Consider the following 22,102-nt stretch of genomic DNA (forward strand, 5'->3'; position numbering starts at 1 on the left):
TTTGAGTATGTGATTTTTAAGTCAATCTGATCCGAAATAGCGCTCTTTACGGCCACTGTCGAACAGCATTACGTCTAGGCCATTTTTAACTGCAAATTGCCTTACAATAGTGTCAGTATGCTGTACATCTTTTTTGTATCGACAGCAGGAAGTTATCAAATGCAGGGCGGGTTTTATTACTGCCCGTAGGTCATTTAATCCATTATCAACAGAGTCCTGATATGCGTCGATTTGAACGGCTTCTCGAGCTTTGAAGTACCCTTGAGCGAACTTCGTTAATAGCAAGTTCATTCTATCAAAGTTCATGAGAATGTGGAGCATTTTAAGGCTTTAGGTCTGAGTTCTGAGGGGGCTAAGGCTATTGAACTCTTGGATGTAGATTCCTCTAGCATTTCTATGTTCAAAGCAGTTCCTTTATAGCTATGTATGACATAAAGCGGGAGCAGAGCTTTGGATCTTGATTGTGATGCGAAAATGTCAAAAAAAATCATGGATGGCTTCGCCACCAAGTCTAAGATTACACTCTCTTGTTAACTATAAAATTTGCTGTCATCACTGAAGTGACGCTAGCCTTTTTATTTTAAATAAAATCAAAAGGTTATATAATTGTGTTTACTCATTTATTCACTAGCGAGTTTAAATTTCTTTTGGGTACTACTGCTTCTAGCCGTTGCAATAATCAAGACTGTTAAAACACTAATTATGACGAAACCCAGTAGAAATGCTGGTTTTTTTGTTTTTTACACTTTAAAAAAATATTAAATAGAAAAAAGTCGATTTCATACATCTTAGGACTGTAATAAAAAATCTAAATATTAGAGAGTTGATTATTTAATATGCTAGTTTATTCGCTTGGTGTTTTTCATTCACCATATCCTTATTGAATAGTTAAATAAAGTAGCTACTGAATATTTTTGATTTCGTTATGGCCACTATTATTAAATATTAATAATTAAGAATCGATCTGGATTTTTATAAAAACATTTAATTTATCTTTTGATGATAAATAATATGATGAGATCATATCAAAACTATAGTTTTAATAGTTTGACGAGTTTTGAGGCCATTGATAATGGAAAACTTTATACTTTTTTTACGGGATATAAAGATTTCTTTATAGTATTTTAACGTCCCTGTTCAGTATGGTAGAGCGCACATTAATTCTTTATTTGGATATCAGAAATGATTTGGCTTAGTGGCATTCTGGCTGTATTTCTCTTGGTTTATTTGGTGGTTAGCCTTATTTATCCGGAGAAAAACGTATGAACTGGCCTCTGCTGGTCTATCCAGCTATATTCTTATTACTTGTGCTTTTGCCAGCCCCAGTGATAGGGCGATATATCTATTGGCTAATGGAACACCCCTCCTTCAAAGGTGAATCTGTTTTATTGAAGCTGTGTGGTATTAGAGAGCACTCAGATAAAACCTGGCGAAGCTATCTCATCTCCTTGTTGCTGCTGAACTTGATTGGCTGTGTAGTGTTACTTGTAATGCTAATGTGCCAAAAGTTTTTGCCTTTTAACCCAAGTCATATACCTGGAATGTCGTTTCCGATGGCATTGAATACGGCTATTAGTTTTGTCACTAATACAAATTGGCAGTCATATAATGGAGCGACAGCTCTTTCTGCATTCAGTCAAATGGTTGGGTTAACTGTTCAAAATTTCCTCTCTGCAGCTTCAGGCATTGCTGTCGCAATCGTTTTATTCCGTTCATTAAAACGGCGAACGCAAGGCTGTGAGACAACATTAGGTCTGTTTGGGCAGGATTTAATCCGAATTTGTTTTGGCCTACTACTGCCGTTGTCATTCATCCTTGCACTTATTTTGGTTAGCCAAGGTGTTCCTCAGACATTTCATAGTCTGATCCAAATTCATTCCATAGATTCATCTTCTATTCAGCACCTCACTTTAGGTCCGGTGGCTTCCCAAGAGGCGATCAAACAAATTGGCACGAATGGAGGCGGCTATTACGGCGCAAACTCGGCGTATCCTCTTGAAAACCCGACAGCCTTTACTAATTGGTTGGAAATGATTTCTATTTTGCTCATTCCTGCCGCCTTAGTGTGCACTTATGGAGAGTATATAGGCAATCGGAAGCACAGTTTTACTATCTTAGTCTCGATGAGTGTATTGCTGGTTCTGGGGTTGGGAGTATCGCTATGGCAACAGACTGCAAATGACCCTGCATTGCTTCACTTAAGTTCTTCATCGGGGCTTTGGGAAGGCATTGAAAGCCGGTTTGGCGTTGTGTTATCGACCATCTGGGGAACAGCGACCAGTGCTGCCTCGAATGGTTCTGTAAATGCAATGTTGGATAGTTTTTCTCCTTTTGCCGGGATGGTTGCTCTGATGAATATCCTAAGTGGAGAGGTTATTTTTGGCGGTGTTGGCTCGGGGATCTATGGGATGCTGTTATTTGTGATTCTAACCGTATTTCTATGTGGACTGATGGTGGGCCATACCCCTACATATCTGGGAAAACCTTTGTCACTTGATGTCATGAAGTGGGTGATATTAACGATGTTAATTATGCCTGTAGGAGTGCTGTTGCTAGGGGGACTGAGTATTTGTTTACCTGATATTAGTCAGGTTATAGGAGTTTCAGGGCCGCATGGATTAACTCGCTTGTTATATGCATATGCCTCAACGAGCGGTAATAATGGCTCTGCATTTGGAGGATTCAATGCCGCGAACTCTTTACAAGAATATCTCTTATCTGTAGCCATGATATTAGGGCGCTACGGCATGATGATCCCGGTGCTAATTATCGCTGGCCATTTTGTCAACGCGAAACATATTGCAGTCGGTGCCGGAGAGTTCCCTATTCATGGACCTCTTTTTAGCTTCTTATTAATGAGTTGTATTGTTTTAATCGGAATGCTGGCTTTCCTACCGGTTCTGATTCTGGGGCCAATTGCCGAATTTCTGCAAGGAGTAATGTAACATGAACTCAACCATTTATATCGATTCCACCCTAGAAGCTATTAAACGGTTTAATCCAAAGTGTTTGATCCGCTCACCTATTCTATTTTCCATTTGGGTCGCTGCTGTATTGAGTTCTCTTCAATCGATTGTTGGTTCGCAGTTAGTTGGGGCCTCGATTAGCTGGCAATTAACTGGATGGCTCTGGTTGACACTTTTTTTTGCAAATATTGCTGAAACCTTAGCGGAGGGGCGGGGAAAGGCTCGAGCTGATAGCCTTAAATCAGGTCATGAGGGGTTAACTGCGTGCCGGGTGCAAAATATTGCAGACCGTTGCGGTGAAATGTGCGCGGCTAGCGCATTGAGAGCAGGCGATATAGTGCTTGTTAAGGCTGGAGAAACAATCCCGGCTGATGGAGAGGTTATTCAGGGTATTGCATCAGTAAATGAAGCGGCTATTACAGGGGAATCTGCTCCCGTGATTCGCGAGTCCGGTACAGACCGCAGTGGCGTAACTGGAGGGACAACTGTCATGTCAGATGAGGTGTATGTCAAGATCACTCAGGACCCCGGGGCCGGAACCTTAAATCGAATGATTGGTTTAGTTGAAGGTGCACGTCGCCAAAAAACTCCTAATGAATTAGCGCTAAATACACTGCTCGTTGGGCTAACACTGATTTTTTTGCTGGTTGTGATGAGTTTGCCGTTATTCCTTAGCTATAGTCATGCTCACGTGCCAACTATTTATTTGACAGCCTTGTTTATTACGTTAATTCCAACAACCATCGGTGGATTATTGTCTGCGATTGGCATTGCTGGAATGGATAGATTGATTCGACTCAATGTGGTTGCAAAGTCAGGAAGAGCGGTCGAGGCAGCTGGTGACATACAAACATTGTTATTAGATAAAACCGGAACGATTACATATGGTAATCGTATTGCTGAACGACTGATTAGTGCTCCTGGAGTCGACCGAACACTATTGGCTAAGGCCGCTATATTAGCTTCTCTTGGGGATAATACCCCGGAGGGCAAATCATTATTGAAATTGGCAAAAACCTATGGCGCGGTTGAACAACGCCAACCCGATGATGAAGTTATAGAGTTTAGCGCGCAAACTCGATTGAGTGGTCTTAATCGAGCTCTTATTCAATATCGCAAAGGCGCTGTTGATGCGATCTTGGCTCATGCCAAACTTAAAAAGGAAGATTTACCTCAAATTCTTACTGAATCTGTTGAGCAAATATCGAAACAAGGGGGAACACCATTACTGATTAGTCAGCAGGAGCAGATTCTCGGTGTTGTTCACTTAAAAGATGTCATCAAAGAAGGGATTCGTGAGCGCTTTGAAGCGATGCGCAAATTGGGGATCCGAACCGTGATGGTGACAGGAGATAACCCACTGACTGCGGCTGCGATTGCTGCTGAGGCTGGGGTAGATGATTTTGTCGCAGAAGCAACTCCCGAGAAGAAACTTGAGTATATTCGAGCAGAACAGGCAAAAGGCAACTTAGTTGCTATGTGTGGTGATGGGGCCAACGATGCGCCTGCATTGGCCCAGGCAGATGTCGGAATGGCTATGAATGAAGGGACTCAAGCTGCGAAGGAAGCAGGTAATCTCATTGATCTTGATTCAAATCCAACTAAGCTGCTGGATGTCGTTAAAGTGGGCAAACAACTACTGATTACGCGAGGCTCCCTTACGACATTTTCCATTGCCAATGATGTGGCTAAATATTTCGCTATTCTTCCCGCATTATTTGTCACGGCATATCCGCAGCTCAGTATTTTGAATGTTATGCACTTGAGTAGTCCTGAGAGCGCTATCTTATCAGCCATTATTTTCAATGCCTTAATCATTATTGGATTGATTCCGCTGGCCCTAAAAGGGGTCAATATCAATCATTCTGTGACTGGTTTATTACGTCGAAACCTATTGGTATTTGGCGGGGGCGGGCTGATAGTTCCTTTTATTGGGATCAAACTGATTGATTTGGTGATCCACGCAGCAGGTTTGGCTTGAGGAGAATACTTATGTTGTCATCTTTTCGAACATTTATTTTATTAACCATCATTCTTGGTGGCGGCTATCCGCTCTTGGTGACATGCTTTGCGCAATCTTTTTGGCCAAATCAGGCGAATGGCAGCCTGGTTAAAAATCGGCAGGGGCAAGTGATTGCGTCTTTATTGATTGGTCAATCGTTTCAATCACCATTTTACTTGCATGGTCGCCCTTCGTTTAGCAATTATGATCCCAATGCCGCGGGCCATTCTAATTGGCCGCTCATGCTGCCTCAACGCCGGACCTTAGCAAGTTCGATAATCGCAAGTTCATCGGTCAAGAAACAGCCCCCAGCTATGCTCACTTATTCAGGTTCAGGCGTCGATCCCGATATTCCCATTCCTGCAGCTGTCATGCAGTTTCCTCGCATCTCGAAAAGTTGCGATATTTCGCAAGCAACCCTGAAACAGATATTGTCTCATCAGCGTAAATCTGGCTTATTAGGTCCTGAAATAGTCAATGTAGTGTCGTTTAACTTAGCCTTAAAGCCAGTGTGCCATGCAGAATCAAAATCGAGCTGATGCTCTATTGAAAAAGTTGGAGTTAGAACAAAATCAGGCTTCCTCAAGGGGACGCCTGAAAATTTTTCTTGGGGCCGCAGCGGGCGTCGGCAAAACCTATGCAATGCTACATGAAGCGCATCAACTTTTTCTGCAAGGGACTGATGTTCTTATAGGAATTGTCGAAACTCATGGGCGTTCTGAAACGCAAAAAATGGCAAATTTACTGCCTATGCAAGCGTGCCAACTGATTTACTATAAAGGACAACGCTATAACGAACTAGATTTAGATAGTATTTTACAACGAAAACCAGCCTTAATTCTTGTTGATGAGTTTGCACATACAAATGTTCCAGGGAGTCGTCATGAGAAACGCTTTCAGGATGTAAAAGAGCTATTGGATGCAGGGATTGATGTTTATACCACGCTTAATGTTCAGCACTTAGGAAGCCTGAATGATCTTGTTTATCAACTAACTCATGTTCGAGTTCAAGAAATTGTACCTGATGAATTAGTTTTGAACGCTGATACGATCTTACTCGTTGATCTTCCCCCACAGCAACTCATTCAAAGGTTAAGAGAGGGGAAAATCTATTTACCTGTTCAAGCTCAAGCTGCCCTGCAAGCTTTTTTTTCGGCCAGTAATCTAACGGCTCTTCGGGAACTTGCAATTCAAACTGTGGCGAGTCACGTACAGGGAGAAATGAATCTTTATCAGGCAACTCAAGGTAAAGCATACGTTGCCCTGCAAGATAAGGTGATGGTGTGTATTGATGGGCAATCTGCAAGTAGGCAACTAATTCGAATAGCACAACGTGTGGCATTACGTCAGCAAATCCCTTGGATTGTATTGTATGTCAGCACGGGTGAGCATTTATCTGAGTTCATAGAGGAGACATTAGCCTTTGCAACGGATTTAGGGGCGCGGGTCATTACGGTGATAGACCCCCATATTGGAGAAACGATTGTAAGACTGGCTCGTCAACAATCTGTGTCTCAGGTCATTATTGGCAGAACAAAGAGACGCCATTTTCTCCGAATCTCTTTGATTGGTTATTTACAGCGGCATCTGGGGGATATAGAACTGACGCTATCCAGAGTGAATTCCCGCTCAGAAGAAAAGAAACGCAAGAATACTTTGGGTATTTGGCAGTTCGATAAAGTGGCCAGTCAATTAGGCATATGCTTGTTTGGTATTGTTTTAACCACTGGGGTTGGACTTATCATATCGCCATGGTTGCCAGCCAGTGCAACACTATTACTTTTTATATTAACGGTTTTGTTATGCGCGTTAATAACCCGTCCTGCTATGGCAACATTGTCAGCAGTATTATCGTTCATTGCTTGCAACTTCTTTTTTACACAACCAATGTACACGTTTAAAGTGAGCGATAACGGTGACTTATTGAGCTTATTTGTTTTATTAGTCGTTGGCTTGGTTGTCGGGAGGCTAGCGGCTCATCACCAACAACAGTTAAGAGCATTGCGTAAATCGCAACATATCACTCAAATGTTGTTGAATTTAAGCCAGACATTAAGTGCATCCAATAACCTACAGGACATAGCACAACATGTTCAGAGGATTATTGGACAAGCATTGGATTGTCATGTAGTGATATTTGATTCGCAGCAGCAAACACCGCTCATAGAAGCGTCCGTTGAAATAGGGATCACTGAACAGGCCGCCATTCATTGGAGTTTGAAACATCAACAATTAGCTGGGTGTTTCACGGATACTCTGAATGGCTCTCGGTTTCAATTTCACCCATTAAATAAAACACTTGTGATCGGATTAGCGCTCACAACACCACTGTCATTCACTATCCAACATCAACTCAACAGTATGCTGTCAGATGTCCGCGCAGCCATTGACCGGGTGACATTAACCGATCAACTACAAAAAATAAGTTTTGAAGCGGAGACAAACCGCATCCGAGCTGCGATTCTCTCTTCCGTCTCCCATGACTTAAAAACACCGCTGTCAGCGATTATCGGTTCAGCAACTACTTTCTTAAACTATCAGTTTCAGCTGGAGTCCGCGGAACAAAAGGAACTGATTCAAGGTATTCATCAAGAGGCTCAGCGCTTAACCCGCTATATTCAAAATTTATTAGATATGATCCGGCTGGGGGAAAATGATTTTCAGTTAAAGAGAGACGTTTTTTCAATCGAAACAGCTTGTCAAAATGTCATGAAGCGATTGCACTCTCAAATTGAGGGGCGCTCAGTCCAACTTACCTTAGATACGAAAGTTAAATTACTTTTTGCCAATCAGCAGTTTATTGAACAGGTGCTCACTAACCTTCTGGATAATGCGATCCGTTATTCCCCATCTGATCAGCCGATTCTTATCCAAACACTATACTCGCCACCAGATTTTATTATTGACGTGATCGACCAGGGGACTGGGCTGTCAGATTTAGAACGAACACGTATTTTTGAGTTATTCTATACCCATCCAGTGGGTGATAGTGGCAATAGAGGAACAGGACTAGGGTTAGCTATTTCAAGAGCCATGATTGAAGCTCATGGCGGCAAGATATGGAGCTTTCCAGGACAATATGGCAATGGCAACTATATGCGAATTTCGCTACCTTTAGACCAAAACACACAGGAATCTGCCTGATGGCTATAATCATGATTGTTGACGATGAATTAGCAATTCGTCGGTTTTTACGAATAAGCTTACAATCTGAGGGACATAAGGTAATCGAAGCGTCCTCTTTAGCTCAGGCTCGGGAGCAATTAGATTCACATACGCCTGATGTTATTGTTCTCGACCTTGGTTTACCCGATGGTGATGGGAGCGATCTTCTCTTGGAAATTCGCCAATTATATACATGGCCTGTGATTGTACTATCAGTTCGGGAAAATGAATCTGAAAAGGTCCGCCTTTTAGATGCTGGGGCAAATGACTATTTAACAAAACCGTTTGGAATACAAGAATTTATTGCTAGAATTAATGTGTTATTGCGAAATTCGGTGGCATCGGTGGCCGTGCAACCCATGCTGCATTTTTTGAATAATCAGTTAGTATTAGATCCATCAACACATCAATTAACACTCAATAATCAGCAAATTTCACTTTCAAAAAAAGAGTATGCTTTTTTATATGAATTGCTGAAACATCCGGGTAAGGTGATTATTCAATCCCAACTACTTCGTCAAATTTGGGGACCAACGCATATTGATGATAACCACTATTTGCGCATTGTTGTTGCGAATGTTCGTAGAAAACTAGGAGATGATGCGCAACATCCTAAATTGATAGAAACGTTACCTGGCATTGGATATCGATTTATTGTCCCTGAATAATCAGATAAGAATATTTCCCCTGTGACCTTAAATTTCATTATAGGTGAAGATTGTAGTGATATGATGGATTCTTCCGTACCTAAACTTCGTCACGCGTGTGCCAGGCTTTGTGCTCAAAAGCAATATAGAGTCCCATCTTAGATATTAAAATTGTTGGTATCGTTTAGCGAAAAACGCTTTCCAAGTATGTGTATGTCTGGCTGACCATTCAATATCAAACAATCCAATCGAAGCTTAGCGGCTGAATATAGCGTTGATTTTCCTGTCGGTCGAATAATAGCAAGAAATCATAATAGGTATGATAGAGGCCGACCATGTATAAGTAAACGTTACCGCCGTTTACTGAGTAATTCCGGGATACGAGCCAGCATAGGAAATGTGGGGCGTTGTTGCCCAAATCAGATTGAACCATTTTAACTCTGAGCGATCAGATCTGTAGGCCAGACAATTTGGTTCATCATATGGGTAAAGCCAGGCGCAAAATCACCAACTGGAAGCAATACAATGCAGCACTCAGGCAACGTGGTTCATTAACGTTCTGGATGGATGAGCAGGCTATCAAAAACGGGTACAACACTACGCCTACGGGACGACGCGGACGCAGCCAAACGTACAGTGATACCGCAATCTCTACTGCGCTAATGATTAAAGGCATATTCAAGTGACCGTTGCGTGCCCTTGAAGGTTTTATCAACTCACTGTTTCGCTTACTCCAAGTCGATTTAAAGTCACCTGACTACAGCTGCATTAGCAAGCGAGCGAAAACAGTAGAGGTCAACGACCGCCTCCCAACGGCAACGTTGCACATTGAGTGATTGACGCCCCAGGCCTCAAGGTATTCGGAGAAGGTGAATGGAAAGTGCGTAAACACGGTGCCGAGAAACGCCGTGTTTGGCGTAAGCTTCACCTAGCGGTAGATGCGGCAACTCACCCAATAGTGGGTGCAGAGGCCTCAATGGACTGGGTGCATGATAGCGAGGTTTTACCGACGCTTTTGCGCCCTCTTAGAAGAAAGATAGCCACTGCTAGCGCAGATGGCGCTTACGATACCCGCCAGAGTTATAAGGAAGTCCAGCGCAAGCGGGCGAATGCGCTTCTCCCGCCTAGGAAAAATGCAGGGTATTGGGAAAATGGCCACCCCCGAAACGTCGCCGTGGACGCGCTTAAGCATGGTGAACTGAGGCAGTGGAAGACGGATTCAGGCGACCACCTACGCTCGCTATCCGAGACCGCAATGTACCGATTTAAGCAGTTGCTTAGTGGTAAATTGAGCTGACGTTGTTACAACGTCCAAGTGGGCTAAATCATGGCTGGGGTGAAGGCCTTGAACAAGATAAGCGGGCTAGGTATGTCTGCTCGTCAGGCAGGTGGGTAATACGCTGCAACCCTTGGGGTTACTGCGCTCTTAGCACTGAATTGACCAACAACGCCAGTATAACCATAACGCAACTTATCGTCCATAACATAGCAGTAATACAATATAAAAAAATAGCCATGGTTATACCTAGGGACTGCTGACCTCTGGTGGTTGAATTTTGTTCAAATTAAACACATTTTGAACGCGGCGCCCCCTGCGTCGCTTAATGAGTGAAGCAAGCAGGGGGCAACAAAGTTCAGGATGCGTTTAAATGAACCCCAAGGGCAGTATCTGAGAGGAATTTATCCAGCGTTAAACGTTCTTTGTGGAGAATAAATACTACACGGCACAACGTTTGCCTTGTCTAAATCCCTCTCAGATTTCTGCAAAACTAATCACAAAAGGTCAACAGTCCCTAAACATTACCGAATGTTACTAACTGCAACTTGATTGCCTTTTGAGAGTCTTTTTACGCCCTCTTGAACAACTCCTCCTTTTGCACTTGAGTAGAGGGTTAGAAAGGATGCAATACTTTGTCTAATTTGATAAAAAGTCGCTTGCCTGACTTCTTTAGCGCTATATAAGTACATTTTTTGACTCTTTAGTCGTCCCTGAATAATGGCGCTTCTTGCTTGAAGCGCCATTATTCAGGGACGACTATTTATGATATGTGCTGCCCTCATAATAAAAAGAAATAGCTAAGACAATAAGACGACCGAGTAGGTCGTCTAAAGTCGTATTTAATTTTTTGAAAGGCTTGGTAGCCATATAGCGATATCAGGAAATATCATAATTAGAGTCAAACCTAACAATCCCATCATGGCGTAAGGAAAGGCACCAACCAGTACATCTTTTATGGTGTAATCTTCACAGATGGCTTTGACCACAAATAGATTCATGCCAACAGGTGGCGTCACGGCCCCGATTTCCATATTGATAACCAGAATCACGCCAAACCAGACAAGGTTGATATCCAATGCTTGTAGTGCTGGTAACAGAATGGGGACAGTGACAAGAATCGCTGCGGCCGCATCCATAAACATACCCAGTATTAAGTAAAGGATGTTGATTAAGATTAAAAACTGAATGGCGGATAAATTCAGTGAATCTATCCATTGCGCTACGTCTTGAGGCACTTGCAGAAGTGATAGCGTATTACCAAATACGGATGCCCCTGCGATTAACATCAGTATCATGGCGCTGGTTTCGACACTGGCCATGGTGGCTTGCCAGAAAAGTTTAAGTGATAAACTGCGTTTGACAAATATGGTCAGTAATAGGGCATAGATCACCCCGACACCAGCGGCTTCTGTTGGGGTGAATAGTCCCGTATAGATCCCGCCCAGCACCACTGGAATCAATAACAAGCTGGCAATCATATCGAAGGTAATAGGGGCCTTCACCTCTGCCGATTGCTCGCTATTTGTATGGTTAATGGGATGCTTACGCTTACGCATGGCATAGATGGAATAGAGCGAAAACAATCCAGCCAACATTAAGCCGGGAATAATGCCTGCTAAAAACAACTGGTTAACAGAGCTATTGGTGACTAATGAATAGAGAATGAATGAAATGCTTGGCGGTATCAAAATACCTAATGTACCCGATACTGCAACACAGCCTGCACTGAGGCGTTTAGGGTAACCACGCTCACGCATTTCAGGAATACTAATCGAACCAATAGTCGCAGCAGTGGCCGTGGAAGAGCCTGAAATCGCGGCAAATATAGTACTGGCTAACGTGGCAGCGATGGCGAGACCACCAGGAAGTTTTCTTGTTATGCGATGAGCAAAGCTGAATAAGTCTTTTCCTGCTCCTCCCTTGAGCATGAGCTGGCCCATGTAGATATAGAGCGGAATGGCAATAATAACAAAAGAGTTGAGGTCACTGTAGGCCGTTTGTGTGAGCGCGTCAATGCCTGGCCCAACACCAATGGTTATCATGTAACCGAGCATACCACTAATGAGTAGTGATACGGAGATTGGCAACCCAAAAATCATGAGTACAGCCAAGGCACAGATAGTGATCGTAAAGGTCATTGATGAGTTCCAATAAATATTAATTAATCGAGACTTTTTTCACGAAGTCGCGAATTTATGAAACATGTGTCGTAGCAATGTTTCTAATCGGTTTGGCTGATATCCAGTATGAACTTATGCAATTCTGCCACCGCCCAGACACCTGCTCCCAAAGGAATAGCGGCTTTAGCAATCCATACTGGCCACTGAACCACATCTAAAGTGATTTCTTGCATGGTGAAACTGTCTAATGCCTGCAAAAAGCCAGCGTATGACATAAAGCACAAAAAGCTAAATAGGATTAAAAAACGCAGAATGATCAGTAGTTTTCCTCGTCCGATTATATTTTCTAGGGCAATACCTGCTGTTACATGATGACGGCCCATTGCCGTCGCAACGGCCCCCGTAAAAGCCAGCCAAATTAGGCAAAATAAATCAAGATCGTAAGTCCAAGAGTTGTCTATGTGAATCATGCGTAGGACGATACCGGCAATGATGGACATGGATAATAAGATGAGGGATAGGGCCGCGATGGTGCTGACTAATTTAGCCAGCCCTCCCGTTAGATCCCTTACCCATTTGACCAAACGGCCAAATGGGGATGTCTCAGTTGGATGTGTCATTGAATATACCTAGAAGAAAAGGAGGCGTGTTACTTGCTGTAGGGTTTTAGGTCATCGAGAATTTTCTGACCAGTTGCCCCTGTTTCTTTAAGATACAATTTACGTTCCATGACGCCAGCGGTTTCTTTCCAAGGCGTCAGCTGCTTGCCAGTTAATTGTGTGACGTGGTTGCCTTTCGCTTTTAGAAGTTTGATGTCATTAGTAAATTCATTTTCGATGTCTTGAACGGCTGCTTTTTCTGACGCTTTAGCGGCTTTGGTGATCAGATCACGCTGTTGTTGAGTTAGCCCTTTCCACCATTTGAGGTTGACTTGAACAGGGTAAACTAAAGGAACATAGTGAATAGCGGTAACGTATTTGCCTACTTCATACCATTTACGTGACGTGATGGTAGATAGGCCCGAGGTCGCGCCATCTAAAGCGCCTCGTTGCATAGAGGTATAGACTTCACTGGAGTCCATGGCAACTGGAGTGGCTCCTTGGCTCTTAAGGAACATGGCAGAAAGGCTACCTTCTGAGCGCATTCTTAAGCCTTTAAGGTCTGCTGGTTTGATGATTGTTCTTTTGCTGTTTACATAAGATTTAGCATAACCGTAGAAGCCCCAAGCAACAACGTGAACGCCGTGCTTTTCTAAAATAGCATCAACATCTTTACCCAGTTTGCCGTGTAATGCTTTTAGTAATGTTGTCGCATTTGGTGCGAGGAAAGGAATGGTGTCCCACTGTAGCGCTGGCGCGTATTTAGACCACCAGTGCATGGCATTAATGCCCATATTAGCCGTGTTATTCGCTAAACCATTGGCGATGTTAGAGGCTTTGAGGAGAGAGCCAGAAGGATAGGTAAGCACTTTAATGCTACCATGGCTCATTTCTTTGATGTTTTTTGCAATGGTTTCTGCTTGATTAGCCGTAGCTGTATGCGGTGGCATATACCATGCAAATCGTACGGTTAAATCGGATGCGAAAGCACTCGGTGAAGTCAATCCTAAAATAGATATTAGAGCTATAGACATGCTTAATAAAAGTTTAAGGCATTTATTTATCATGGCGAACTCCTTTTTATTATTTTCTTTTAGCTTATTGCAATAGACCATACTAAATTAATTATTAGTACCACCGAGTATTCAATTAGAATATCATTATCAATAATCCCATTACCTTCCATGATAAATATCACACATTTCGTAAATTACAGTTCCAGACATTTTTTATGTCCAGCATTAGTTTTGTTATTACTTGTATGTACGACAATCACTGTTATTTAGTTATAGTTTTTATTGTTTGGCTTTTTTCTCTTTAACACACTCAAGATATGACTTAAAAAGTGCGGCACTACGATAGAAACCATGTGCGAATTTGCTGTATGGCATTGTTAGGAAGAAGGCCATGACAAAGCCAAGATGCAGCGCAAGCATGAGTGGCATCAAGGTGGTTTCTCTGACGCAAAGCAGCAATAAACCAGTCAAGCTAATCATGAATAGCAGAACGATAAAGGCACGATCCATGGGACGCTGAGCTTGGTCCCCATGATCGGGATGTCGCTTATAGTTTAAGTAAAGTAGCCCAGCAGGCCCCACCAGCAAGCCTAAACCACCGATGATTCCCAGCATGACGGGTAAACTGAAGACAGGATATGGCGCTTCCCACCCAATATAGTGGTAAAGAGTCGCCACTGAGGTGGCTGCAAAGCAGAGCATGAAGCCATAAAAGGTCAAGTGATGGAAACGGCTACGAGATAATGTGTAGGCATCATCTTCATTATTACATCCTTGTCCATGGCCTCCATCTAAGTACTTAAGTGTTAAGGCCGCTTTACCAGCTTGTAGCATGGCAGGTAAAGGTTCTTGCTGTCGTTTCTCCTCTTTTGGCGTCACTTTTCGCCAGAAATGAACGACTCCCACTGATAATGCCAGAATAGAAAAAACAAACACTGAGCCAAACAGGGCAACTAGGGTGTTATGTGAGAATATATGGTAAAAATTCCCCCCTTCAATTTTTGTGAAGAGGTTGCCTTGTATTAACAAGGTGAGAATCAGAAAAAGGCAGAGTGCCAACCCACTGGACAGGGCGAGAGTTACTCCATTGCGCTGGTATAGCGCGCCTAGTTTTTTGGGCCAAGCGAAGTCTATATAGGTTTGCAGACGTACTTTGGCCATAGCTCGAGGTATATTGACATCAAATTCATGTGGCGCCGCGTATTGGCAAGCATGCAAACAAGCTCCGCAGTTATGGCACAAATTGGCTAGATAATGAATATCGGCTTTATTAAACTCCAAGCGCTGTGTCATGGCAGGGAAAACAGCACAAAAGCCCTCACAGTAGCGACAGGCATTACAGATTTGCATCTGTCGGTTGACGTCTTCTTCGGCGGTGTTTAATAGCGGAATCAGGTTACTTTCGGGCTGTCTGTCCAAGCAGGAGAGGGCTGCATTGTGGCCTGCGATGCGGCCAAAAGCGGTGCCAATTGACATACCAACACCTGCGGTATAACCCTTACCAAGTACGTTTCCAGCCATCATCTCTCCTGCGACAAACAAGTTTTTGCTCGGTTGATTAGCAAAACGTACGGCTGCGGTTGCATCCGTCTTGAGCCCTAGATAAGTGAACGTCACTCCCGGCCTGAGGGCATAGCCGTAAAACGGTGGCGTATCGATAGGACGAGCCCAATGAGTTTTGGCAGGTGAGATTCCTTCTGTCGCACAATCATCCAATTTCGTATGATCGAAAGAACCGGATCTGCAGGCTTTATTGTAGCGTTGAAGAGTGCGCAAGAAGGTCTCGCGGGGAAGCTCTAGTTGATCAGCGAGTTGTTCTAATGAATCGGCTTTACTACCGGGAAACACTGGTGGCATGAAATGACCAACCGCTTTACTGTCTATGATTGAGAAACCTATTTGCTCTGGCTGTTGGGCCACTAGGCGCCCCCATATTGCATAACGCTTAGGCCAGAAATCTTCTCCCTCGTCGTAGAAACGCTCACCCTCCTTATTCACCACAACACCGAGGGATACACAATCGATACGTGTACAGATGCCGCCATCGTATAAAGGAGCACGAGCATCAATGGCGACCATATGAGCCTGCGTTGGGTCTCCTATTCGATCAGCGCCGAGGCTGAGCATGCGTTTGAGTAATGTTCCGGTATTGAAACGAGTACCACGAATCAAAAAGTTATCGGACGGGTATTCACCCCGTTCATTTTGCCCCCAAGCTTCGCGTAACCAATCTCGATTGGATTCGAATCCACCCGCAGCTAACACGCAGCTTTTGGCTTCGATACGTTCCGCCGCAAGGTGAACACCATTTACTTGGCGCTCAGGAATTAATGCGGCGACAAACCGTCCATCTTTGATTTCTAAATCTTCAACAGGAGTTTCATATCGGATTTGCACACCTAACCGCTCAGCGCTCCGATAGTAGGCGTTAATCAGAGCTTTTCCGCCCCCCATAAAAAACGCATTAGTCCGTGCGACATGCAGAGCACCGGAAAGAGGCGGTTGAAAATGAACACCGTGTTGACGCATCCAATCCCGACAGGTGGACGATTCTCGGATCACCAATCGAGCCAGCTCTTCGTTGGTCTTGCCATCTGTTACATTCAGCAGGTCTTGCCAGAATTCTTCTTCTGGATAGGCGTCAACCAGTACATCTTGGGGGGCATCGTGCATGCACCTTAGGTTTCGGGTGTGCTGAGAGTTACCACCCCGCCACTCACGTGGTGAAGCCTCAAGCAACAAGACGCTAGCCCCCGCTTCACGGGCCATCAGGGCGGCGCACAGAGCGGCGTTACCACCGCCAATAACCAGAACATCGATCATAAGCTCTCCTATTACATGAGAAGCAGCATAGTTTTTCAGTATCGGAGAAATACTATTGTGCGAAAGCACTCATCGACAGTGCGGTTTTGCAGGTAGGTATTTAGAAAAATTAAACTCTATTTTCATGCTAACCGATCCAGTTTGCCCCAGACCAGATACCGCTATTCACTAAGTCTTTGGCCACCTTGATAATGATTGCACGAGCCGCCAGCGCACTCGGAGAAAGGTCATCGTCAGGTAAACTGACCAGATAGTTTCGACGAATTAATTGGTTATCTTCAATGCGACGGATAGATAATCCGTTTTTACCAAAGCGAGCGGCAGCCGCTCCAGGTTGAATTGTTGCCCCAAAGCCTTGGTGAACCGTGTCCATTAGAAGCGTAAGCCCATCAATTTCCATAATGATATTGGGGTGAATATTGTGTCGCTCAAAAGCAGCCATCAAACTGGTTCGCAATCCATGTTGCCTACTTGGCATGATCAGTTTTATATCCGCTAAATTTTTGATATGTACGGGAGACAAGGCGCCAGATGCATTCAAGTTTTCTGGTGAAGAGATGAGAAATAACTCTTCATCGAGTAACGCTTTTGTACTCCAGCGATGAACTGTCTCTTTATGGAATAATATTGCCAAATCTAGCTGTCGCGTATTCAGCATATTTTCTAAATGTCCAGATAGCATCTCTATGATATGAAGATGGATATGAGGATAGTTCTCTCGCATTGCGCAAATTAAAGGGAGAGCAAGAACGGTAGCAGTCGTCGGTGGCATGCCGATACTGACATAGCCACTTGTCCGCTCTTTTTGAGCCGCCATGGCTGCCTGCTCTGCTTGCCTTATGGCAAGTTGAGCATGATGCATAAATGCAATGCCTGCACTCGTCGGAAGAGCGCCCGTTGATGTCCTGTTAAGTAGCCGTGTGGCCAGTTCGTTTTCCAATTTTGATATTTGCTGACTTAACGCAGAAGTCCCGACGTCTAACTCAAGGGCGGCCTTACCTAAACTGCCGCATTCAACGACCTTTAAAAAGTACCTAAACTGCCGAAGTTCCATCGCTCTTTCACCTTTGTTTTTATGCTTTGAAACTTGTTTATTCCTTCTGTCTTTCGAGAGCTTCCTTCTCTTGCAGGATCAACAACCAACTACTCAAAGCACTTAGAAAACGCCTATCCGCTGAACGTAAGACTTTCCAGCATATTTGTTCACCATTTGCTGCAATTGAACATGAAAACGCTTTAAAGTCGACCTTTCAGCTACTTTCAGTTTTAGCAACTGAAGAAAGACTATTTTACCACATTAAAGTCAACGAGTTAGAGGTAAGTCATTGGACTTTATCGGTTCGGTTTGTTTAGAAGTCTTTAACAGCGCAAGATCACCCCCAACGCGCCCAATATCAAGGAACATATGATCAACATTGGTTAGACCACATCCAACCAGGGTTTCCACATGATACAGATCCTCGACTCTTTAATGTGGCACCGCCTGAACAACAACGAAAAGGCGACTTTTTACCTAGTGAACATTACGCTTTATCGGGTTTCCACCCAGAAAAAAGCCGGATCGAAGGACATTTGCCTAATGTTTTGGTGAGGGCGTTTGTGACCCAAGAGCACCATGAACATTCAGAATTTATAGAAATTCCTACACATATTGATACGGTTTGGTTTTTTCCAGAATTGGAACTTGGTATAGCGATTCACCGAGGGGTGTTACCTGCCTATGACTCGGCGGGCTTGGATATTAAAAACCTTTTGCTTGCCCTTGAAAATGTTGGGGATAAGCCTCGTGATAAAGTCTATTTCCAACAGGTATTAAACAAGCGGTTAGATCCAAAAACCGCCGCAGGGCATGCCTTTAATGCTTCCCAGTTACTGCCGCAACACAGCGAAGAAGAAACCGCGCGGCGCGCTAAATTGTACGCTCAGGCACAGGCCGATTATGAGCAAAAACAGGCAGTCCAGCGGCTTAAACAACTGGAAACAATGCGCAGTGAACATCCCGAGCTGGATTGGGACAAGGTGTTTGCCCGTGAACAGGCGCGAATGACGGTGAGTGAAGCGCCGGGGCCAATTCCCCAAGCGTTTATTGATAAGTGAGATTTCGATTTAACGCCTTATATCAAGTGGGCACGGCAACAGGCACAAAACGCCAAGGCCAAAATGGCCGAGTCTCGTGCGCAGTTGGAAAAAAGCAGCAAGAACATACCGCCACGTCTGGCGGATGTGGAGTCACAAAGGCATATTTTGGCACGTTTTGCTGAAGTGGTTCCCGTCCAGAGTGCCGATCAAAGCACAGATAAACCTTTACCGGCAGACGCAACAATAGAAGCGAAACAGGACCGATATGCATCGGATGATGTTTCAGTCGCAGCGGCGTACTCGCCAGCTTTCCCCCGGTGTTATGCCCAAACAACAGGTGATTGGTCAACCATTCCGAAGACTGAACATGCTGGTGAACGTAGTGTAGCTTATTGGTAAACGCTGCAATCCGCCAAGCATACGGCTCGGCTCCTGATTAACGATTAGACTTGAACATCATTAGGTAGATGCGATAAAAAGTCTTGGAAATCGTCTGCTTCGACATGGTGCAAGATATCTTGTAAATGATCGATGACATTGTTGCTCGCCCAGTCGACTCGAATGTCGATAGGGGCTCGGTTGGGAGATTCAATGCGCAGCGCCGCTGATTTTACGCCTCGGGTGTCGCCCCCTTGGATGAGTGCCTGATTGAGTGCGCTTATTAATTGATGGGCAAGTTCGCTCTCATAATGGGGGTGATACTCCGGCGGTTGCTGGTGGCTTAAAACTTCGCTGGGATTGGCACAGATGGCCCCCACAAAGCTCTGCGTCATCGCTTCGATAACTTCGCCACTGGCCAGCAGATTGCCAGCCGCGGCGACATGAGAGAGAGTCAATGCGTGGATCTGCGGCATGTTTTCGGCGCCATTTAATACGGCCGACTGACCTTGTTTATCAATAACTAAGCACTGCCGATAGCGATGTTCGCGGTCTAACTTGGTGAGTTGCTCAATGATCTTCTTGCTGCTCACACCTTGCTTGAGCTGTTCTTTGGCAAAATCGGCATACCATGGATTGGTGTAGTATCCCTGAGTGGCTAATGCGCCAAGATTTTTCCAGCAATGGTGGACATAGCCACCTACGCTCGGGCCTCCTGTCGCAGTGATTGCTGCCGCGACTCCTGTGGCTGGATTAAAATGCAGTAGTGATAGCGTCATTGCTGTTCCTGATTGATTAATTTACATAAATTGTTGAGAACATTCAGTGCCGATATTAGATCTTGTTGCACAATGGCTTCATCGCGATGATGGCTAAGCCCATCGACGGTGCGGATAAATAGCATGGCAATGTCAGTCAGGTGATGCATGGCTAAGCCATCGTGACCGGCGCCGCTAAAGAGCTCTCTTACGGGAATGTCCGCTTGTTCAATCGCTCTAGTCAGTGTCTGAGTGAGTTGTTTTGAACACTCAACCGCAGCTTGTTCATAACTCTGTTGAAGTTGATAACTTAACTTTTGGGCGGTTAGTTCTTGGTCTATTTGCTGATATAGTTTGGCTCGGGCTTCCAGCCGTTTGGCATCTTGTGGGGAGCGTAGCTCGAGCGTCAGTTCAGTGGTTTCTGGGATGACATTGACCCCATTGGGATAGTTGGTAATTTTACCGACGACCCCAACAAGCGCTGGGTTGTCCTGACATAGCTGATTAAATAGCTTGATCACCGTCGCGGCGCCTACTAAGGCATCTTGTCGCAAAGACATGGGGACGGTTCCAGCGTGCCCGGCTTTGCCGGTGATGGTCAGTTGATGGCGTTCAATACCGGTAATGGCGTTGACTACACCAACCGGTAGACCGGCTTGTTCAAGCACTGGTCCTTGTTCAATATGAACTTCAAAAAAACCCAGCAGTGAATCGCGTGCATAGCTTGGTGGTTTCTGGAGCAATGCCGCTGGGGCACAGCCAAAATTTTTGAGTGCTTGGTGAAGTGTGATCCCTTGGGCATCGGTTGTCTCCAGCTCGTGGCCATCAAAGATCCCGGCGATGGCTTTAGAGCCTATTAATGCTGAAGGGAATCGAGCGCCTTCTTCATCACTAAAGGCAATGATTTCAATGTTGAACTTAAATTTCTTCCCCTGTTGGTGAAAATAGTTCACCAATGCTAGTGGCAGCAAAATGCCTAAAATACCATCATATTTGCCGCCGCAGGGGACACTATCTTGATGAGAGCCAAAGATCAGCGTCTTGGCATGCGGGGATGCGCTTGGATAGCGACCAATCAGGTTTGCAGCCGGATCAATTAGGGTCGTCATTCCCGCAGCCTTCATCCACTTTTTGAGCTGATTCAAAAGTGCCCGGTGTTCAGCCGTTGCAATGAGCCTTGTGACACCTTGTTGTTGCCACTGGGTGGTTGAACATTGTGCGGCTTCTTCTAGCCATTGCCATAATTGCTGCGCGACTTGTTGCATTGTGACTTCTCTTTATGAATGGGTCCCAGTTATACTAAAGCGATCCATCGTGCTATTTTTATGAGTCTATATAATTTATCATGATAAATATAGTGTTGAATTCGCATTTGCGTGATCGATAAAAGGATTATTGTGTCAAAGAAAAAACGCAGAACAGAACAGGTCGCTCAACAAATCAAAAATTGGATTGAAGAACATCACCTTAAACCTGGTGATCGATTGCCAAATGAGATTGATGTAATGCAAGCGTTTGGTGCTTCCAAAAGTACCGTACGCGAAAGCATGCGCTTGCTTGATGCACAAGGCTTGTTGGTGACTAAAACAGGCCCCAAAGGCGGGGTGTTTGTCAGTGAAGTCAGCGAAGAGAAAGCGACGATGCTGGTGAGTAATTATTTCTTTTTTAAAGAAATGACCATTGCTGACATTTATCAAATTCGTTGTGTCCTCGAGCCTGAATTAGCCGCATCGTTGGCCGGAAAGCTCTCTCAGGCACAATTGAATCAATTGCGCGATCAGATCAGCTTGTACCTATCACCGCCGCTCACACTTGAAGAAGAGAAAATCCACCACATTGCCTCCATTGAATTTCACCGGATTCTGGCATCGTTTTCTGATAACCAACTTCTGATGTTTATTATTCGCTTTACGACCCAGCTGTTGAGTGAATTAACCATTAATCGACGTTTATATGAGCCAAAAAACTTTGATTTATGGCGCAAGGGGGTCGATCACCAATTGGATTTACTTCATGCGTTAGCCAGTGGTGATGAGCAGCGAGCACGCTTGACCATGCGGACTCATATGGAGCACGCCCGAATGATCATGCGCCTGCATGAAGTGGATATGCAAAAACGCTTTATTGAAGCTTAATCGCGCATGAGCGAGTGATCAGAGTCTGATCCTCGCTCATTTTTTGGCTATATTTAATTTATCATGATAAATATGTTTCAAAGTGAATAATTATTATGATATAAAAATTAAAGCGATGTAAAAAATGCATGTTCA

General features: G+C 44.3%; 15 protein-coding genes and 3 pseudogenes. 10 read left to right on the plus strand and 8 right to left on the minus strand.

The window, feature by feature from the left end; genetic code table 11:
• The first annotated feature begins 1,182 nt into the window (after positions 1 to 1,182).
• The 7 genes and pseudogenes from kdpF to EV690_RS07115 all read left to right on the plus strand — a co-directional run bounded on the left by kdpF (position 1,183) and on the right by EV690_RS07115 (position 10,176).
• Positions 1,183 to 1,266, plus strand: coding sequence for a K(+)-transporting ATPase subunit F (gene kdpF / locus EV690_RS18705; protein WP_207907517.1), 84 nt, complete (start codon positions 1,183 to 1,185; stop codon positions 1,264 to 1,266).
• Positions 1,263 to 2,945, plus strand: a complete 1,683-nt coding sequence (gene kdpA / locus EV690_RS07090) for a potassium-transporting ATPase subunit KdpA (RefSeq protein ID WP_131912305.1) — start codon at positions 1,263 to 1,265, stop codon at positions 2,943 to 2,945. Before kdpF ends, kdpA begins: the two co-directional genes overlap by 4 nt.
• Position 2,946: 1 nt before the next feature.
• A complete protein-coding gene (kdpB, locus tag EV690_RS07095; protein ID WP_131912306.1) occupies positions 2,947 to 4,947 on the plus strand; it encodes a potassium-transporting ATPase subunit KdpB in 2,001 nt (666 codons plus the stop codon).
• A gap of 11 nt (positions 4,948 to 4,958) precedes the next feature.
• Positions 4,959 to 5,507, plus strand: coding sequence for a potassium-transporting ATPase subunit C (locus EV690_RS07100; protein WP_131912307.1), 549 nt, complete (start codon positions 4,959 to 4,961; stop codon positions 5,505 to 5,507).
• Positions 5,485 to 8,112 (plus strand): DUF4118 domain-containing protein, encoded by a 2,628-nt coding sequence (locus tag EV690_RS07105; protein WP_131912308.1) that lies wholly within the window; start codon positions 5,485 to 5,487, stop codon positions 8,110 to 8,112. Before EV690_RS07100 ends, EV690_RS07105 begins: the two co-directional genes overlap by 23 nt.
• The gene (locus EV690_RS07110; protein WP_131912309.1) at positions 8,112 to 8,801 is read left to right on the plus strand and encodes a response regulator; all 690 of its coding nucleotides are present in this window, start codon (positions 8,112 to 8,114) and stop codon (positions 8,799 to 8,801) included. Before EV690_RS07105 ends, EV690_RS07110 begins: the two co-directional genes overlap by 1 nt.
• A 461-nt stretch (positions 8,802 to 9,262) precedes the next feature.
• A pseudogene (locus EV690_RS07115) lies at positions 9,263 to 10,176 on the plus strand (IS5 family transposase).
• 722 nt (positions 10,177 to 10,898) lie between these two features.
• On the opposite strand, the gene EV690_RS07120 reads toward EV690_RS07115, so the two are convergent.
• The 6 genes and pseudogenes from EV690_RS07120 to EV690_RS07140 all read right to left on the minus strand — a co-directional run bounded on the left by EV690_RS07120 (position 10,899) and on the right by EV690_RS07140 (position 17,671).
• Positions 10,899 to 12,197, minus strand: coding sequence for a TRAP transporter large permease (locus EV690_RS07120; RefSeq protein ID WP_131912310.1), 1,299 nt, complete (start codon positions 12,195 to 12,197; stop codon positions 10,899 to 10,901).
• 83 nt (positions 12,198 to 12,280) lie between these two features.
• The gene (locus EV690_RS07125; protein WP_131912311.1) at positions 12,281 to 12,799 is read right to left on the minus strand and encodes a TRAP transporter small permease; all 519 of its coding nucleotides are present in this window, start codon (positions 12,797 to 12,799) and stop codon (positions 12,281 to 12,283) included.
• A gap of 29 nt (positions 12,800 to 12,828) precedes the next feature.
• Positions 12,829 to 13,845 carry a TRAP transporter substrate-binding protein gene (locus EV690_RS07130; protein ID WP_165872689.1) on the minus strand — a complete coding sequence of 339 codons (1,017 nt, stop codon included), beginning with the start codon at positions 13,843 to 13,845 and terminating at the stop codon, positions 12,829 to 12,831.
• A 228-nt stretch (positions 13,846 to 14,073) separates the two neighbouring features.
• Positions 14,074 to 15,213, minus strand: coding sequence for a tricarballylate utilization 4Fe-4S protein TcuB (gene tcuB / locus EV690_RS18405; protein WP_224055070.1), 1,140 nt, complete (start codon positions 15,211 to 15,213; stop codon positions 14,074 to 14,076).
• Positions 15,214 to 15,216: 3 nt separating this feature from the next.
• A pseudogene (gene tcuA, locus EV690_RS07135) lies at positions 15,217 to 16,617 on the minus strand (FAD-dependent tricarballylate dehydrogenase TcuA); the annotation flags it as partial.
• A 127-nt stretch (positions 16,618 to 16,744) separates the two neighbouring features.
• The gene (locus EV690_RS07140) at positions 16,745 to 17,671 is read right to left on the minus strand and encodes a LysR family transcriptional regulator (protein ID WP_131912313.1); all 927 of its coding nucleotides are present in this window, start codon (positions 17,669 to 17,671) and stop codon (positions 16,745 to 16,747) included.
• Between the two features lie 329 nt (positions 17,672 to 18,000).
• Here EV690_RS07140 and EV690_RS07145 point away from each other — a divergent pair.
• Both EV690_RS07145 and EV690_RS07150 read left to right on the plus strand, forming a co-directional pair.
• Positions 18,001 to 18,714, plus strand: a pseudogene (locus EV690_RS07145) (DUF2169 domain-containing protein); the annotation flags it as partial.
• A gap of 63 nt (positions 18,715 to 18,777) precedes the next feature.
• Positions 18,778 to 19,095 (plus strand): hypothetical protein, encoded by a 318-nt coding sequence (locus tag EV690_RS07150; RefSeq protein WP_131912315.1) that lies wholly within the window; start codon positions 18,778 to 18,780, stop codon positions 19,093 to 19,095.
• 44 nt (positions 19,096 to 19,139) lie between these two features.
• On the opposite strand, the gene EV690_RS07155 is transcribed toward EV690_RS07150, so the two are convergent.
• On the minus strand, positions 19,140 to 19,853 hold the full coding sequence (locus EV690_RS07155; RefSeq protein WP_131912316.1) for a DUF1028 domain-containing protein: 714 nt from the start codon (positions 19,851 to 19,853) through the stop codon (positions 19,140 to 19,142).
• Positions 19,850 to 21,097 (minus strand): M20 family metallo-hydrolase, encoded by a 1,248-nt coding sequence (locus EV690_RS07160; protein ID WP_131912317.1) that lies wholly within the window; start codon positions 21,095 to 21,097, stop codon positions 19,850 to 19,852. Before EV690_RS07160 ends, EV690_RS07155 begins: the two co-directional genes overlap by 4 nt.
• A gap of 126 nt (positions 21,098 to 21,223) precedes the next feature.
• Between EV690_RS07160 and EV690_RS07165 the strand changes: the two genes are divergently transcribed.
• Positions 21,224 to 21,967 (plus strand): FadR/GntR family transcriptional regulator, encoded by a 744-nt coding sequence (locus tag EV690_RS07165; RefSeq protein ID WP_131912682.1) that lies wholly within the window; start codon positions 21,224 to 21,226, stop codon positions 21,965 to 21,967.
• Positions 21,968 to 22,102 lie beyond the last annotated feature (135 nt).

This window comes from Celerinatantimonas diazotrophica, from assembly GCF_004339545.1.
GTDB lineage: Bacteria > Pseudomonadota > Gammaproteobacteria > Enterobacterales > Celerinatantimonadaceae > Celerinatantimonas > Celerinatantimonas diazotrophica.